The following is a 15557-nucleotide window of genomic DNA, read 5'->3' as shown; positions in this document are numbered from 1 at the left end:
CTCCAGTTCCGCGGCGATGTCCGACATACGCATCCATCGCGCTTCTCTTGCGAGCAACTCGATCGCCTGTAGCGACCGGTCAACTGCACCCTTGACAACTCTCATAATTGACGTAACATGATTCTTAGTGGAACGATGTTACAACAATAGACAAGCACCAACAGAAAGTCAATCACAAATGGAGACAGGCATGAACCCTAGTGCACCGGCGAGGCCCGACGGCAAGCGCCAATCGAGGATTGCAGCAGCTAGCGGCTGGATCGGCTCAGCGCTCGAGTACTACGACTTTTTCATCTACGCGACCGCAGCCTCGCTGCTGTTCCCGCAGCTCTTCTTTCCCTCTGATAGTCCAACGGTGGGCATCATCGCTTCGCTGGCGACCTTCGGTGTGGGCTATGTCGCCCGACCGATTGGCGCTATGGTGCTCGGACACATCGGCGACCGACACGGTCGCAAGACAGTGCTGATCTTTTGCATGTTCCTGATGGGCTTTGCAACGATGTGTGTGGGCCTCTTGCCCACTTACAGCCAGGTCGGTGTCTGGGCTCCGGTGTTGCTCGTCATCCTGCGACTCGTCCAGGGGTTTGCAGTCGCAGGCGAGATGTCCGGCGCGAGTTCCATGATTCTTGAACATGCGCCGTTCGGACGGCGGGGATACTTTGCGAGCTTCACCCTTCAAGGGGTGCAGGCGGGACAGCTCCTTGCGGCAGCTATCTTCCTGCCGCTCGCGCACTTTATGCCGAAGGACCAGTTTGCATCGTGGGGCTGGCGCATTCCGTTCCTGCTGAGCATCGTTGTGATCATCGCCAGCTACATCATTCGCCGTCAGGTAGATGAAACCCCCGCATTTTCCGAAGAGCAGACACACGGGGAAGTTCCGGCCTCGCCGGTCATCGAGGTCCTTCGCGAGAGTTGGGGCGACGTGCTACGCGTCGTCGGCATGGCGCTCGCCGCCGTCACCGCGCTCCTTGCGACTGTGTTCGGCGCGACCTATGCAGTCCAGCCGGCGTACGGCATTGGCTTTCCTGCCGGCGTCTTTCTGTGGGTGCCGGTCCTCGGCAACCTTTGTTCCGTAATACTGATCCCGCTCGTCGGCAACCTCTCGGACAGGATCGGCCGCAGGCCCCCCGTTATCGTCGGCGTTGTGAGCTCCGGGATCTTCGCTTTCGGCTACCTGTACGCCATCAGCATCCACAGTATCTGGCTCTCACTGGTCTTCTCGTTGCTCATGTGGGGCGTCGCTTACCAGGGCTTCAACGGCGTGTTCCCGAGCCTCTTCCCCGAACTGTTCCGCACGCGCGTGCGCGTCTCCGGCATGGCGATCGGGCAAAACGTCGGGACGACTTTGTGTGCCTTGCTGCCGTCGCTTTTCGTCGCAGTCGCGCCTCCGGGGTCCACCCATATCCCGCTGAAGATAGGTTTTCTCACCCTGGGTATTTGCCTGGTTGCCGCGTTTGCCGCGTTCACTACACGAGAAACGTACCGTATTCGCCTTGCCGATCTGGGCGACCGCAATGCGGTCGCCGTACCGAAGGCTGAATATGAACGCCTGCGCAGTGAAGCTATGGCTCGGACGATCAAGGATGCCGATGCAGGGGAGCTTGCCAATGAACTGCGGCCTTAGCCGCCGTGACCGCCGCACTCGTCGCGCCGAACGCGGGGGCGCAAGTTACGCTGGGCCGTTGAGCCGCGCGATTTGCCGTCCGCGGCTACTGTGAGTACCCGAAGCAATAGAGGAGAAAGGCACATGCACAACGAAGGCACGCCGCGTTACGACGGCCCGCGTGAACTCGCGCAGTCCCTAAGCGCGTTGTCGCACATCAGCGCGTCCGAGACCCCCTGGAATCAGGAGGGCCTGCGCGCCGACTCGGAGTATCGCGACCTTGGGCTCGCCACCGCCACCAGCGGTCGCATCGGGGCGAAGCATATTCGCGCGCTTAAGCCGTTCACTGCACCCACCGGCTGGCACTGGCATGACATGACCGCGCACTACCTCTATGTGCTGCGCGGATCGGTCACGTTTCGATTTGCCGGCGTGGACAGCGATGTCACGCTCAGCGCCGGTGACGGCCTGTCCCAGCCCGCCGGCGTTCCGCACAACGTGATGTGGCGCTCGGATGATCTCGAAGTGATCGAGATCAACGAGCCGGCGGTCTTCGGGACGTGGGATCTGGCTCAACCGCCGGCACCATGGAAGTAGCAAACAGGCGCATCCAGCTTTCCTGAATACGGGCTTTCTCCATAAGGCACGTTGTACGTCGCAACAGGTGGGCACCTCGACGCTGTACGCCGTAGCGAATGTGCAGGAATCGACCTTCGTTTTACATCGGATATCAAGCGGCAATGCAATTACATATCTCTGGCACAACGCGACTCTATGGATTGGTAGGCGACCCGCTGAGCGCGGCGAAATCGCCACAATTGTTGAACCGGCTGTTTATCGAGCAGCACGCCGACGCGGCTTGCATCCCCTTCTGGGTCAAGGGAGATAACCTGCCGGCCTTCGTCGGCGGTGCACGAGCGATGGGCAATCTGTCCGGCATGCTGGTCACTATGCCTCACAAGGAACGGATGCTCGCATTTGTCGACGAGTTGGATTCGACTGCCCGTCAGGTGGGCGCGCTCAACGTCATTCGCTGCGAAGCAGACGGACGCTGGGTCGGCGCGATATTTGATGGCGTCGGCTGCGTCCTTGGAATGCAGTGGGAAGGCAACCATCCGGCCAATAAGTCGGTGCTTCTCGTTGGCGCAGGAGGCGCGGGCCGAGCCATCGCATTCGCCGTCGCCTCCGCGGGCGCTAGCACGCTGACCATATCGGATGTCGATAAGCGTCGGGCCGACGATCTTGCGGCAGCCGTCGCTGTTGGGACGGGCTGCAATACACGATCGGCCCCCGCCGATCCGCACGGCTTCGAGGTCGTGATCAATGCAACGCCGCTTGGCATGAAAGTGAACGATGCCATGCCAGTCGATCCAGAGCGGCTTGCGCCCGGTGCCATCGTCGTAGACATCGTCAATTCGGCGGAGCCGACGCCGCTTCGCCGCGCCGCGCACGCCCGCGGGTGCCGCACTCAGGACGGCGGTCCGATGCACCAGGGACAGGCGCTGTATGCCTTGCGCTTCCTTGGATTCGACTACCGTCCCGATGGACGATCATTACCGAACGGCGGCCTACGATGAATGCCGAGTCAGGCGACATAGCTGACACGGTGTGGAACATAAGGGAAGCGCCGGGGCTGGCAGTCTTCATCAACTGACTTCTGGTGGAAAAGAGTCGCGAGATATCTGAAGGGAGAATACGTATGAGAGTTGCATTGATAGAGGCTAGCCATTGGCATGTCCCGCTTTACCTCGATGCGCTTGAAGCGCCAGGAATTCAGGTCGTTGCAGTGTCGGATGCCGAGCACCTGAAGGGGGACGCGATTGCCGCACGATTTGGAAGCAGGTTGTACTCGTCGGCCTATGAGTTGCTCGAGCGTGAGCAGGTCGATTTCGCATTTGTATTCGGTCGGCATTCTGAAATGCCAGCGCTCGCTGAGGCGGTGATCGCACGCAACATTCCGTTCGCACTGGAAAAGCCGTGTGGGGTCAACCTGTCGCAGATCACCCGGCTTCGCACCCTGGCCGAGGAAGCCAATCTCTATTGCGCGGTTCCATTGATCTTCCGGATGAGTGAATTGCTCGGCTCACTCGAAGATGCGGAGGGCCGCATACCGTCGGACTTCAACTACATGTCGTTCCGTTTCGTTGTGGGTCCGCCCAGTCGGTACGAAGCGGCAGGCGCCGGCTGGGCGCTCGATCCCGTGTATTCCGGCGGCGGGTCGACAATCAATGTGGCCACGCACTTCATCGACTTGTTCAGGTTGCTCACTGGCAAGGAAATCGCCCGCGTCTCCGCGATCATGAACTCGAGAACGCATCGGGGTGCCGTAGAAGACTATTCGCTGCTGACCATGCAAACCGAAGACGGCGTGATCGGCCTGGTGGAGACGGGGTACAGCTTTCCCAGTACCGCCGACGAGCAGCGCGAATTTTCTTTTACCCTTGCTTCCGATCGTCTGTATGTGAAATCCGGACCGGACCGAATCGAGATTCGTGACAGGAACAACCTTTCAGCCGGCACGCGAAGCCGCCGCCTCCAGCTCGATACCGACGTCTACTACCCGCTCTTCGTCAAGCGAGTGCTCGCCGAAAGCCAGTCTGGCGCCAAACCGATCGCGTCGTTGCGCGATGCGGAGCTGATGATGCAAGTCATGGACGCGGCCTACGCTTCGGCCCGGCAGGGCGGGGCACTTCAGACGTTGAAGCCAATTTCCGTGTGACTGAGCCGTCGGATCGTAGTGTCCCGGAGCCGATAAGGATTCACGCCGTTCATGGTGACGCTCGGCAAGGTCAAGCGTCATGCCATATTCAGCTACGGAAGTCTGGTCGGTCATCATGACCGCCTCGTGCACCGTCGCTGGATCCTGAAAGAAGACATCGGCAGTCCGGACATTCTGGACACTCCCGAGCTAGGTCCCGTAGCCGATGTGCAAGCCGTCTGCCAGGCTATTGTCTGGAGTATGCGCACGATGCCACTCGGCAAACTCGGACTCGTCGCCATTGCGCTGCCCGGCGCGCTACCGATGCTGTTCGTCGCGGCCGCACAGTTGCGGTTGCAAAGCATCCTGACGAAAGCCGTCCGAACAAGCTTCATGCTGATAAGGCTTGCGATTACAAGCGCTGCAGGAGCGATTTTTGCTGGATATGGTCGCTCGCATCGCACGCCGCAATCGTCTGTTCGCGCTTATCGATGACTTGCGTTAGCGAGTTTTAGGCGGAAGCTGAAACGGCCGGTAGTTCGACGGGCGGTGGCGGCGTTACTAGTTTTATTCCGCTCCGACGAGGAGACGACAATGATGACGATGGCGCTAGGCCTACGGTTAGCGTCGGCAGCTGTGTTAGCGATCTGCCTCGCCGGGTGCGGGGGTGGTGGCGATTCGGCCAGTACGGATGCCGGTGCACCGGCACAGGCGACGGCGTTAGCCGCCACCGGGAGCCCGACCGCGGACGGTGGATCGGGCGCGTCCACGATCGTAAAACTTCAGCGCTATCGGATCGACCCGACGAAGGTCTTCGTCGCGGGTATTTCGTCTGGCGGTTTCGCGGTGGTGCAGATGCACGTTGCCCACTCTTCGACCTTCAAAGGGGCCGCTGTCTACGCTGGCGGGGTGTACTGGTGTGCCGGCAGCTTCGCCGTGATGTTGGCGATCGTCTGCACGACGTTGTAGCCCGGCTGCTTGTGAACATCGAGGATGGCGGCGTCGCGTTTCGATACAGATGTCGGCGCGTGGGCCGACTGCGGCTCTTCGAGCCAGCACGGGGAAAGATTTCAGCCGTCGTCGCGCCGTCGGCGCGATACACATCCGACGGCAGCTACAGTTGATACTTGCGTCAATCGTCGCGTCCCAGACTTGGCATCCCTGAGTCTGCCATGAGTTATTGGCGACTGTACGGGCCGTTTGCACCAGGCCGGCCGCTACGGCGCGCAGACTTTTTTTGAAACCTGGAATTACAGGACATGAAACAATTGACGTTAGCTTCTCTTGTCAAATAGCCGTCAGACAAGAAAACTTTTTTTGAATAACGGACCGCAAATCGTGAATAAATACGTCGTTTGTTTTGCAATCGCCCTGTCAACGATGTCCACCGCATACGCACAGGGAACCGTCATTAAAGGAATGGACTTCGGTCCATTAGCCAAACTGGCCGGAACCTGGAGAACCGTTGCTGCCGGCGGCCTCGATGTGGCGCCCGGTCAAGTGGGTTCCACAGTAGGCACAGGCAATCCCGCAGTGGAACCTTATTACGAACAGTTGACCTTTGAACCCGCAGCGGATGCAACGAATGCCAGCGATCAATACCTGGTGGCAATGGCTTATACGCTGCAGGTGTTCCGAAAAAGGGACAACAAACAGTTCCATGACCAACGCGGCTATCTGATTTACGACAAGAAGAACCAGACTGTCTATGACTCATTTTGTATTCCACGGGCGGTCTGCGTTGTGGCGGAAGGAAAAGCCGGCGATAAGATGACTCTAACGTCAAAATCTAACGGGGTAGCCGAATCTCAGTACATGCTGAAGAACGACGCGACAAGTGTTTTCTCGATCACGTTCGACATGACGGGAGATACATTGAAATACGCGCAAAAAACGCAATTACACGTGTACGGCAAGTCGTTCACCCACGTTGACTCTAGCGCCCTCAGCAAGGCAAGCTAGTTCATCTCGCAAGTCCGCGTCTCGCCGCGACGCTGCCCAGGCAACGCGCGGTGAGCGATTGCACTGACAACTGCATAAAAATAACTTCATGTTCCAGCAGCTGACTTTTTAGGCTGTACGGGCTACATTGGCTCGTCCGCAAACTTTCTTCAACTCACGAAGAATGGTGACCGGGCGCAGGCAGGAAATGGCGATGGGTCGGAAGCTTCTTTCTGGATCTGCCGACCCTCAACATCGCATACATCCAATCGCCTGCCCCCGGCTATTGATCAATTGCGTCAGTCTGATCCGGTCACCGTCCGGCAGTAAGATCGGCACCCCGAGAAACCGTCGACATAGCCGGACGAAGGCTCGCGGCTGCTGTCAACTAACGGCAGGCCGTTTCAACCGTGTTCTCAGCTCCAGCGCGGCTCGACGACTGCGCACCGGAGTCACACTGCGGCGCATCCACATCGTGAAAAACATCAGATTAACCTATCTGCTTTTGCTAACAGGGCTGGCCCTGCTCTGGCTAATTGCTGAAAGTTCATTGCCCGGGTCGCATGGATTCCGCGCCTTGCAACTGTCAATGATCAACTTGACCGGCATTCTCGCGATCGGCTGCATGAGTTCGGGCATCGTTATAGCAGTCCGGCCGACCAGCATGGAGCGCTTTCTCGGCGGGCTGGACAAGATGTACCGACTGCACAAATGGCTCGGTATCAGCGCACTGGTGCTTTCCACACTTCACTGGCTGTGTGCAAAGTCTCCAAACTGGGTAATCGGCCTGGGCTGGATGCAAAGGCCGTTGCGCGAGCGCGGCTTGTCAGCATCGGTCGCGCCGTCAGCCTTTGTCCAGATTCTAGACGCGCAGCATGGGCTCGCGAAAGGGATTGGCGAATGGACATTCTATGCAACGGTTGCAATCATCTTCGTTGCATTGCTGAAAGCCTTTCCTTACCGACATTTCTTCAGGACACATCGGCTGCTAGCAGTTGCGTACCCGTTATTGGCGTTCCATGCGGTGGTACTCATGAAGCACGGCTACTGGACCACAGCGATTGGCCCAGTAATAACACTGCTGATTTTTCTGGCCATGGTGGCCGCGTCCGTCTCGCTGCTGCGCCGTATCGGACGAACGCGACAAGCAGCCGGGCATGTCGAGGACCGCGTGCATTACCGGGAGATGCGGGTACTAAGCATCGTCATCAAACTCAAGGACCGCTGGTTGGGCCATGCCGCCGGACAATTTGCCTTCGTCACGTTCGACGCGAACGAGGGTGCGCATCCGTTCACAATCTCATCGGCGTGGCACGACGACGGCAAATTGCGCTTTCATATCAAGAGCATTGGCGATTACACCGAGCAATTGCCGGCCGTTCTAAAGGCTGGCGACCAGGTCAGCGTTGAAGGGCCATATGGCCGCTTCGACTTTCGCAGCGACAAACCAAGACAGATCTGGATCGCCGGCGGAATTGGGATAACCCCATTTCTCGCGCGAATGCAAGCGCGAGAGCGTCATTCCGATCAACGCGCAGTGGACCTGTTCTATAGCACTAACGCAATGGACGACGAGTTCGTCCGCGAGGTTAGTCAACTGGCAATTGCCGCCAGCGTGCGCCTTCACGTGCTGATTAGCGGCAAGGACGACCGCCTGACAGGGCAGCGCGTCCGTGAGATCGTGCCAGACTGGATCTCCTCCGATGTCTGGTTCTGCGGGCCAGCGAGTTTTGGCCAGAACTTGCGGCACGATCTGGTTGCACGTGGATTAGCGCACGAAGACTTCCATCAGGAGCTATTCGACATGCGCTGATTCGGATTGGCGGCCAGAAGGCCAAGCGCCCGTGCTGACTAAGGTCGCGGAACAGACCGAGATTCGCGTGCTGAAGACGGACTCACAGACGCCGGCTTATGCCGACATAATGCCAAGGTACCGAAGAATGCGCATGCCGCAGCAAAGCTCAACCACCAGGCAGGTGCCGCATTGTCGTGCGTTGCGTGGATCAATGCTGTGGAGATTGCCGGCGTGAAGCCGCCGAATAGCGCAGTCGCAGCACTATATGCAAGCGAAAACCCCGCAACGCGCACTTCCGATGGCATCACTTCCTCAAGGGACACGACCATCGCACCGTTGTACATACTGTAGAGGAACGAAAGCCAAAGAAGCACTACTAGCATTCTGCCGAATGTCGGCGCGTCGGCCAGAAACGAAAGTGCGGGGTAGGCGGTGGCGAGTGCAAGCACGGTGGTCGACAGCAGCAGCGGTCGGCGCCCTACCCGGTCCGACAAGGCACCGCTAACCGGCAGCCAGATAAAGTTCGACAGGCCGACATAGACGGTCACGAGCAGGCTGTCCGCCGTGCCCAAGCGCAAGGCAGTCTTGCCGAATGTCGGTGCATAGACAGTAATGAGGTAGAAGCTGGTGGTGGTCATGGCTACCTGCATGGCTCCAGCTACCACGACCTTCCAGTTAGCGGCCAAGGTGCGGATCACATCGCGCATCGGTGGTCGAGTCTCGCGCTTCTTGAATTCCTCTGTTTCCTCGAGCTTGTATCTGAGCATGAAGACGAACGGCACAACCAGGCAACCGACGAAGAATGGGATACGCCATCCCCATGCTGCGACTGCCGCCGCATCCATTAGTCGGTTTAGGGCAAACCCGAGACTCGCCGCAACGACGATCGACAATTGCTGGCTGGCTGACTGCCAACTGGTATAGAAACCTTTCTTTCCTGGCGACGCCAATTCCGCAAGATAAACAGAAACCCCGCCGAGCTCGGCGCCCGCCGCAAAGCCTTGGAGCAAGCGGCCAATCAGCACGAGAGCCGGCGCCAGGAGCCCGATTGTCGAGTACCGAGGCACGAACGTTATCAGCACGGTACCGCTGGCCATGAGGCCAAGCGTCATGATAAGGCCCTTGCGCCGACCGACGTCGTCGATGTAGGCGCCGAGAAATACCGCGCCAAGCGGGCGCATCAGAAACCCGGCACCGAATACGGCAAAGGTGGAGATTAACGAAGCAAACTCGCTATGCAGGGGAAAGAAGGCGGCGGCGATCTGCGTGGCGTAAAAGCCGAAGAGAAAAAAATCGAACTGCTCAAGAAAATTACCGGCTGTCACGCGAAAGATGGCGATAATCGGCGACTGTCGGCGGTGGGAGTCAGTTGAGCTGGACTGCATGGATTGTCTCCAAGGAATTGCGATCTCCCGTTTTGTTGGCGTTTTGCAGGTGTTGGCTATCGTCGTTTGGGCACGACCAAAGACGTAGTGAATAGGCGCGAATGCGATATCACGACGTTCATACAGATTTGCCGGGCAAGCCGGATAGCCGACCGCTTGGGTACTAAACGTGTAAACAGGCTGCTAACCAGCGTAGTCTGCTGCCGGTATCGGCTTGCTACCCAAACGATGAAGATTAGTTAATCTCTTTGCACGTCGAAGCTGCCGTGGCCCGCACGTCAGTGATCGGGGACAGCGCTCAACTTCGCAATAAGCGCTCGCTTTAGAGCAGCGCCTTGCGCGTCGCCAGCAATGGTGGCCGGCATAGCAGTTGAACAGTGCAACCAGCGGCAGCGTTGAGGATCTCGAGGGACATCGATCGGAGTTCAGGCGAGACAGCGATGCGCGGCGGGCACAAGTTGCGCTTGCATTGTCAGCGCCGGCTACATGCTGAGATACACGCATGTCGAGCCGCCGGCTTGAGCCGACGCCACATTAAAATTTTTTAATGTGCGGGCGAAAGCCCTGAAATGCGACCAGGACTAAGCTGCAAGATGACTCTTCCACGCGGGATTTCTTAGGATAGTCTCGTGCTTAAAGAAAGTTTCATCGAAGCATCGCGCTCTTTCACACAGCCGGGGTTTTCCGCGCGCAATAATGGGCGAGGACAATCTATCCTGGGAGCACGCAATGCCGCAAGCTATGAGCCTGGAAGTCGTCAACGAACACGGAAAACCCGCGGTACGCATGGGTATTGAAAATGCAGCGGTGCTTCTAGACGCAGAAGACATCGACGGAGTGATTCACCGTCTGAGCTACCTGCGTGCGGGAATGCGCCCCGATATTCCCCTGCAGCCGTCCCCACAGCAGCAGTTTGTACTGGAGATGGACCCATGCTGGCATACCGAAAAGCACCCGCTGTATGACGGCGCGGTACTGATCCTTCGGCATAGCGGGTTGGGATGGACCGGATTCGCATTACCGACGCACAGCCTCGCACAACTGCGCGAAGCGATAACCCGGCATCTCGCGGCCCTCGACCAGGAACATTGCATGCCGAATTAGCGCATCTCACGCTGCTCTGTTGGACGCGAACCGAGGAAAGACAATGTCAAAAGTGTTGACCATAGAAGATGACGAGATGACTGCACGCGAAATCGTGCGAGAGCTAAATGATCGCGGCTTCACCGTCGATTGGGTTGCGGACGGCCGCGAGGGAATGGCGCGCGCGTTCAGCGATGAGTACGACGTCATCACCCTCGACCGCATGCTACCGGGCGCCGACGGGTTGACGATACTTAGGACGATGCGCGGCATCGGCATTCAGACGCCTGTGCTCATGCTGAGCGCGCTGGGCGACGTCGACGAACGCATTCGCGGCTTGCGCGCCGGCGGCGACGACTATCTCACCAAACCCTTCGATGCCGACGAGATGGCAGCACGTATAGAAGTGCTGCTACGCCGCCGGCAAGTGCAACCGGCACAATCCGAGGCAACCTTGCGAGTCGGTCCTCTCGAACTCGATCTGGTCGCACGCACGGTTACACGCGACGACACAGAGATCGTGCTGCTCCCCACCGAATATCGTGTACTCCAATACATGATGCGCCATGCAGGTCAGACAATCACCCGCACGATGTTGTTCGAAGCAGTATGGGGCTATCACTTCGACCCGGGCACTAATCTGATCGATGTTCATATGGGCCGTCTGCGCAAGAAGATCGATCCGCCTGGCGTGCAACCATTGATCCAGACCGTACGCGGTTCAGGATATTTACTTGGCTAGCGGCATCTTGAGCGACCCCGCATTTTCCTCGCAGCCGGTGCTGGGCGGCCGCTGGCATTCAACGACCTTGCGCATTGTGACGGTCTATGCGGCGATCTTCTCTGTCTCCGTCATGCTGCTGTTAGTGCTGGTGGAACGTTCGGTCACGTTCGTCATGGACCGCGAAACCGATGCAGTCCTCCACTGGCAATTGATCTATTTCGATACCACTCCCGTCGACAGTCTCGCCGACGCCGTTCGTCAGCGTTCTGAACACGAGCGCATGCACCCCAACTTTTACGGCCTGTTTGCTTCCGACGGACGGCATCTGGCTGGCGATATACTCGTGCGCCCGCCTGGTGTCCCCGTTAATCGCGTGGGTATGACTCTCGGAGACAAACTCGTACTCGGAGGCAACGAAACAGCCCCAATGGTTCGCGTCATGGCCGCCCAGCGCGCGAACGGTGACACGCTGGTGATCGCGAGAGATCTTACCCATGTCTTGCGCATACGGCAAACCATGATCATTGCGCTGATCGGCGGTGGTCTTTTCTGTCTCAGCGCGGGCGTCATTGCCGGACTAGCACTGAGCGTCAGACAGGTTCGACGCCTGAAAGCGATCCGCCGCGTGACCCAATGTATTGCGCAACGCGGCGACCTCGGACAACGTCTGCCGACTGGGGGACGCGATGAAATCGATATGCTTGCTCAACTGGTCAACCACATGCTCGCCGAAGTCGAAAGGCTGATGAACGAGGTGAAAGGAACCTGCGACGGAATCGCTCACGATCTCAGAACGCCTCTTAGCCATATACGCACGTCGCTGGTGCACATTGACGAACGAATAGCCGGACTACCGGACGCCGAGCTGAACAAGCTAGTAAATGACGCGCGGCGCGACACGGATGCACTGCTGGAGCGCTTCCGTGCGATGCTGCGTATCTCCGAAATCGGAAGCTTGCAACGTCGCGGCGGTTTCGAGGAAATGCAACTGGCCTCGCTTTTGACGGAAGTCGGCGAACTCTTTGAACCGCTGGCCGAGAGCCGGTCAATCGGCATCGTCACACAAATTGCGAGCGTCGGTACGACGCATGCGGACCGCGCGTTGATTTTTGAAGCTCTCAGCAATCTGCTTGACAACGCGATCAAGTTCACGCCGGATGGAGGCACCGTCAGGCTCGAACTCATTCGGACGTCGCGTGGCCCGCAGATCGATGTCATCGACAGTGGTCCGGGCATTCCTGCGGATGAACGCAACGCGGTCCTGCAGCGCTTTTATCGCAGCGACCGGACGCGACATCTGCCGGGTTCCGGTCTCGGGCTGAGCATCGTCTCGGCAGTCGTGAACGTGCATGACTACTGCATGCGCATCAGCGATGCGAACCCGGGCACGCGCGTGACGATTCAGTGCTGGACCAAAACATTGACATGACCGATTTTCTCAATCAGCCCCTCGCACTCAACAGTTCATGCGTGTTTTACTAGTTACCGGTACACAACCCGAGGCCGCCTGGCTTCAGAAAGCCCTGATCGAGAGCGCGCACAGCCTTGAGCACGTCGACGATTTGAAGGATGCGATCTTCCTGGCAGGTCAAGAGCGCTTTGACGTAGTGATTGTCATGTCGACAGACGGTCCGCCCTATGCCTGCCTGCTAGCTGCCCTACCAAAACTCGCGAGCGAAAGCCGCGGTGCACCAATTATCGTGGCGCTCGGTGCGACTCACGCAAAGGAAAGGACGCAGGTACTGCGAGCCGGTGGCGACGCCTGCTTCTGCCATCCGCTGTCTTTCATTGAATTGCACGAGCGCATGCATGCATTGCGGCGCGTTAGCTCTGATGCGGTCCAACGCGAGGGACAGGTGCCCGTGTGTCCCACATTCGATACTGCCACGCGGGAGCTGGTGCTGGGGGTACAGCGGCTCTATTTAACACGCCGCGAATCCATGCTGCTTGAATGCCTGCTGCGCCAGCCGAATCTGCCTGTGTCACGATCCGATCTGATCCGCTATGCGTGGCCCGATCACGATGACGTCGCTGCTTCGAGCGTCAATCTTGTCATATCGCGTCTGCGTCGCAAGCTATCGCCGCATTATCCGGATGTACACATCGATACATTAAAACGCTACGGCTATCAGCTCACGCTGACGAATGGTTGACGAAAGTTGCCGGTAGATGATCTGACCCAACGTGGCTTTCCCGCTTCTTTCCTCTTCGCATGCCGCTGACTGTACGCTTCCCGACCGAGGGAAGCGCACTCCCTATGATCCACCAAAGTAGACGTTGCAATAGCTTGGTGGACCCACACATTGGTCGGCGGCCTTCGTTGCGTCCGCTGCGCAGCCGGACAGGAGACCGCTAGCAACGGTCGCCAGAATCAAGGCCATCCGAAATTTCGTGGATCGGCTTCGCTTCATCTCGGCTCCAGATTACAAGCGTTTGTAGGGCACGAATCTCAGCCAACGACGTCATCGTGCCGCCGTTGGTCAAGGCGCTTTGCTACGTTACGGGTGCGCATAGATCGTCGAGTTCAGGTAAGCAAGTTGCCCATCCTGCTCGGCGTGCACCAGTTCCTGGTAAACCTGAGCGCGGGTCTTTGACGCCTCCGGCTGACCATATGGCGCCACCCACTGGCCACTGGCCGCGCCCGCCGACGTGACATTTGACGCGACCTGAGCCGCCTGACTGCTCACTTGCGTGCTATCCGCGGAACCGGCCGGAGCCGACTGTGCAAAGGCCGTTGCGGCCGACAGTGTTCCAGCGAGAACGATCGCCAATGTGATCCGTTTCATTTTCTCATCCTCAACATTTAGGTTAATTGGCCGGTCGCTGTGCGTTATGTCGCGCGAGAACCGGTTGAGGATCAGCATAACCAGCCACCTTTATCGAATGACTACCTGAACGGTGAAAATTAGTTTATTGAAGACATAGTGTGCGATCACGAATCACTGAACCCGGGCGGATCAGAACATTAAAGCAATTTCATTTAATCGATCGCTTTTTATCACCCGCAGCCAATCGTGTCCGAATACATTCCCGCCAGTCGCTCGCATCGACGCGCGAACTCGCGCCCGAAAGCGCGGCAGACATATCTATCCCTAGGAAAAACCACATGAATAAAGCATTGGCAACAGCCTGCGCGGCGCTAGCGGCGGCTTTCGCGACAGCCGCGCACGCTCAGAGCAATGTCACTCTCTACGGCACGCTCGACACGGGTATCGACTATGTCAGTAACCAGAAGACAGCCAACGGTCAGGGACATAGGAACTGGATGATGGTGAGCGGGAATCTCAACGGTGACCGCTGGGGGCTGCGTGGCACCGAAGACCTGGGCGGCGGCTTGCACACGGTGTTCGATGTGGAGAACGGATTCAACATTGCCAACGGCAAACTGGCTAATGGCGGAGACGTCTTCGGGCGGCAGGCGTGGGTGGGATTGTCGAGCAACACGTGGGGCACAGTGACCATGGGGCGCCAATACGACTTCCTCGTCGACTTTGTCGCGCCCTTGTCGGCAACCGGCTCCGGCTTCGGCGGAAATATCGCGGATCACCCATTCGATAACGACAACCTGGCTAACGACTTCCGCATGAACAATGCGGTCAAGTACCGCAGCCCGGATTACCACGGTTTCAAATTCGGCTGGGCTTACGCATTCAGCAATGCGGCTGGCGGCTTCAGCAACAATAACGCATTCAGCGGCGGCGCCGCATGGTCGCGCGGGCCGGTCGACCTGGCAGTCGGATATTTTCAGGGTAATCATCCAGGCGGCGTCGACGCGCCCACCAACACAGGTGGTGCGATCAGCAGCAGTGACGGCGACGCGATGCTGACGGGCGCGCGTCAACGCATCCTCGGCGCAGCGGGCCGTTACGCATTCGGGCCCGCCACCGTCGGCCTCGTAGTCACGCGCACGATCATGGACGACCCAGCTCAAGTCGCGCAAGGCGGTACGTACGTCGCTCTCGAGGGGAACCTCTTGACGTTCACCAACTACGAACTGAACGCGCGATATGCGCTTACGCCGGCCCTGAGCCTCGGCGGCTCTTATACGTTCACCGATGGGCATTTCAGCAGCGCGAGCGGCGTCGCATCGCCCAAATGGAATCAGGTGATGCTGCAAGCCGACTATGCCCTGTCGCACGTTACAGACGTCTATCTTGAAGGGGTCTATCAGCATGTGTCCGGCGCCAGCGGCATACCGGCGCTCGGCAACGCTTCTATCTTTACGCTGGCACCGTCGGCAGGCGATCAGCAGACCGTGGTCGCAATGGGCTTGCGCCACCGCTTCTAGACATCTGTCTTTAACTCGCGTTGTGAATGACGAGCAGGAC

General features: G+C 58.4%; 15 protein-coding genes. 13 read left to right on the top strand and 2 right to left on the bottom strand.

Going from position 1 to position 15557, the window contains the following annotated elements:
- Positions 1–190 precede the first annotated feature (190 nt).
- The 8 genes from F6X42_RS35755 to F6X42_RS35720 all read left to right on the top strand — a co-directional run bounded on the left by F6X42_RS35755 (position 191) and on the right by F6X42_RS35720 (position 8055).
- Complete coding sequence (locus F6X42_RS35755; RefSeq protein WP_187638661.1) at positions 191–1624, top strand: MFS transporter; 1434 nt, start codon at positions 191–193, stop codon at positions 1622–1624.
- Between the two features lie 123 nt (positions 1625–1747).
- Positions 1748–2200, top strand: a complete 453-nt coding sequence (locus F6X42_RS35750; RefSeq protein ID WP_187638660.1) for a cupin domain-containing protein — start codon at positions 1748–1750, stop codon at positions 2198–2200.
- A gap of 143 nt (positions 2201–2343) precedes the next feature.
- On the top strand, positions 2344–3180 hold the full coding sequence (locus F6X42_RS35745) for a shikimate dehydrogenase family protein (RefSeq protein WP_187638659.1): 837 nt from the start codon (positions 2344–2346) through the stop codon (positions 3178–3180).
- Between the two features lie 122 nt (positions 3181–3302).
- On the top strand, positions 3303–4322 hold the full coding sequence (locus tag F6X42_RS35740; RefSeq protein ID WP_187638658.1) for a Gfo/Idh/MocA family protein: 1020 nt from the start codon (positions 3303–3305) through the stop codon (positions 4320–4322).
- A 51-nt stretch (positions 4323–4373) separates the two neighbouring features.
- Entirely contained in the window at positions 4374–4796 is a 423-nt protein-coding gene (locus F6X42_RS35735; RefSeq protein ID WP_187638657.1) for a hypothetical protein, read from the top strand.
- 99 nt (positions 4797–4895) lie between these two features.
- Entirely contained in the window at positions 4896–5270 is a 375-nt protein-coding gene (locus F6X42_RS35730; protein ID WP_246530388.1) for a prolyl oligopeptidase family serine peptidase, read from the top strand.
- Between the two features lie 369 nt (positions 5271–5639).
- Positions 5640–6263, top strand: coding sequence for a heme-binding beta-barrel domain-containing protein (locus tag F6X42_RS35725; protein WP_187638656.1), 624 nt, complete (start codon positions 5640–5642; stop codon positions 6261–6263).
- A gap of 454 nt (positions 6264–6717) precedes the next feature.
- Positions 6718–8055, top strand: coding sequence for a ferredoxin reductase family protein (locus F6X42_RS35720; protein WP_187638655.1), 1338 nt, complete (start codon positions 6718–6720; stop codon positions 8053–8055).
- Positions 8056–8093: 38 nt separating this feature from the next.
- Here the strand turns inward: F6X42_RS35720 and F6X42_RS35715 are convergent, their stop codons facing one another.
- Positions 8094–9422 (bottom strand): MFS transporter, encoded by a 1329-nt coding sequence (locus tag F6X42_RS35715; RefSeq protein ID WP_187638654.1) that lies wholly within the window; start codon positions 9420–9422, stop codon positions 8094–8096.
- A gap of 729 nt (positions 9423–10151) precedes the next feature.
- Here F6X42_RS35715 and F6X42_RS35710 point away from each other — a divergent pair.
- From F6X42_RS35710 to F6X42_RS35695, 4 genes are read left to right on the top strand one after another with little or no spacing between them, the layout of a single operon-like run.
- Positions 10152–10526, top strand: a complete 375-nt coding sequence (locus F6X42_RS35710; protein WP_187638653.1) for a hypothetical protein — start codon at positions 10152–10154, stop codon at positions 10524–10526.
- 43 nt (positions 10527–10569) lie between these two features.
- Entirely contained in the window at positions 10570–11247 is a 678-nt protein-coding gene (locus F6X42_RS35705; RefSeq protein ID WP_187638652.1) for a response regulator transcription factor, read from the top strand.
- Positions 11248–11254: 7 nt separating this feature from the next.
- The gene (locus tag F6X42_RS35700) at positions 11255–12658 is read left to right on the top strand and encodes a HAMP domain-containing sensor histidine kinase (protein WP_187638663.1); all 1404 of its coding nucleotides are present in this window, start codon (positions 11255–11257) and stop codon (positions 12656–12658) included.
- 37 nt (positions 12659–12695) lie between these two features.
- Positions 12696–13382, top strand: coding sequence for a response regulator transcription factor (locus F6X42_RS35695; protein ID WP_187638651.1), 687 nt, complete (start codon positions 12696–12698; stop codon positions 13380–13382).
- A 345-nt stretch (positions 13383–13727) separates the two neighbouring features.
- Here the strand turns inward: F6X42_RS35695 and F6X42_RS35690 are convergent, their stop codons facing one another.
- On the bottom strand, positions 13728–14015 hold the full coding sequence (locus tag F6X42_RS35690) for a DUF4148 domain-containing protein (RefSeq protein ID WP_187638662.1): 288 nt from the start codon (positions 14013–14015) through the stop codon (positions 13728–13730).
- Positions 14016–14335: 320 nt separating this feature from the next.
- Between F6X42_RS35690 and F6X42_RS35685 the strand changes: the two genes are divergently transcribed.
- Positions 14336–15517: a porin gene (locus tag F6X42_RS35685; protein WP_187638650.1), complete on the top strand. Its 1182-nt coding sequence runs from the start codon at positions 14336–14338 to the stop codon at positions 15515–15517.
- Positions 15518–15557 lie beyond the last annotated feature (40 nt).

The organism is Paraburkholderia podalyriae, assembly GCF_014397785.1.
GTDB classification, from domain to species: domain Bacteria; phylum Pseudomonadota; class Gammaproteobacteria; order Burkholderiales; family Burkholderiaceae; genus Paraburkholderia; species Paraburkholderia podalyriae.
Note: the sequence above shows the minus strand (reverse complement) of the source record. Positions and strands in the feature narration are given on the sequence as shown.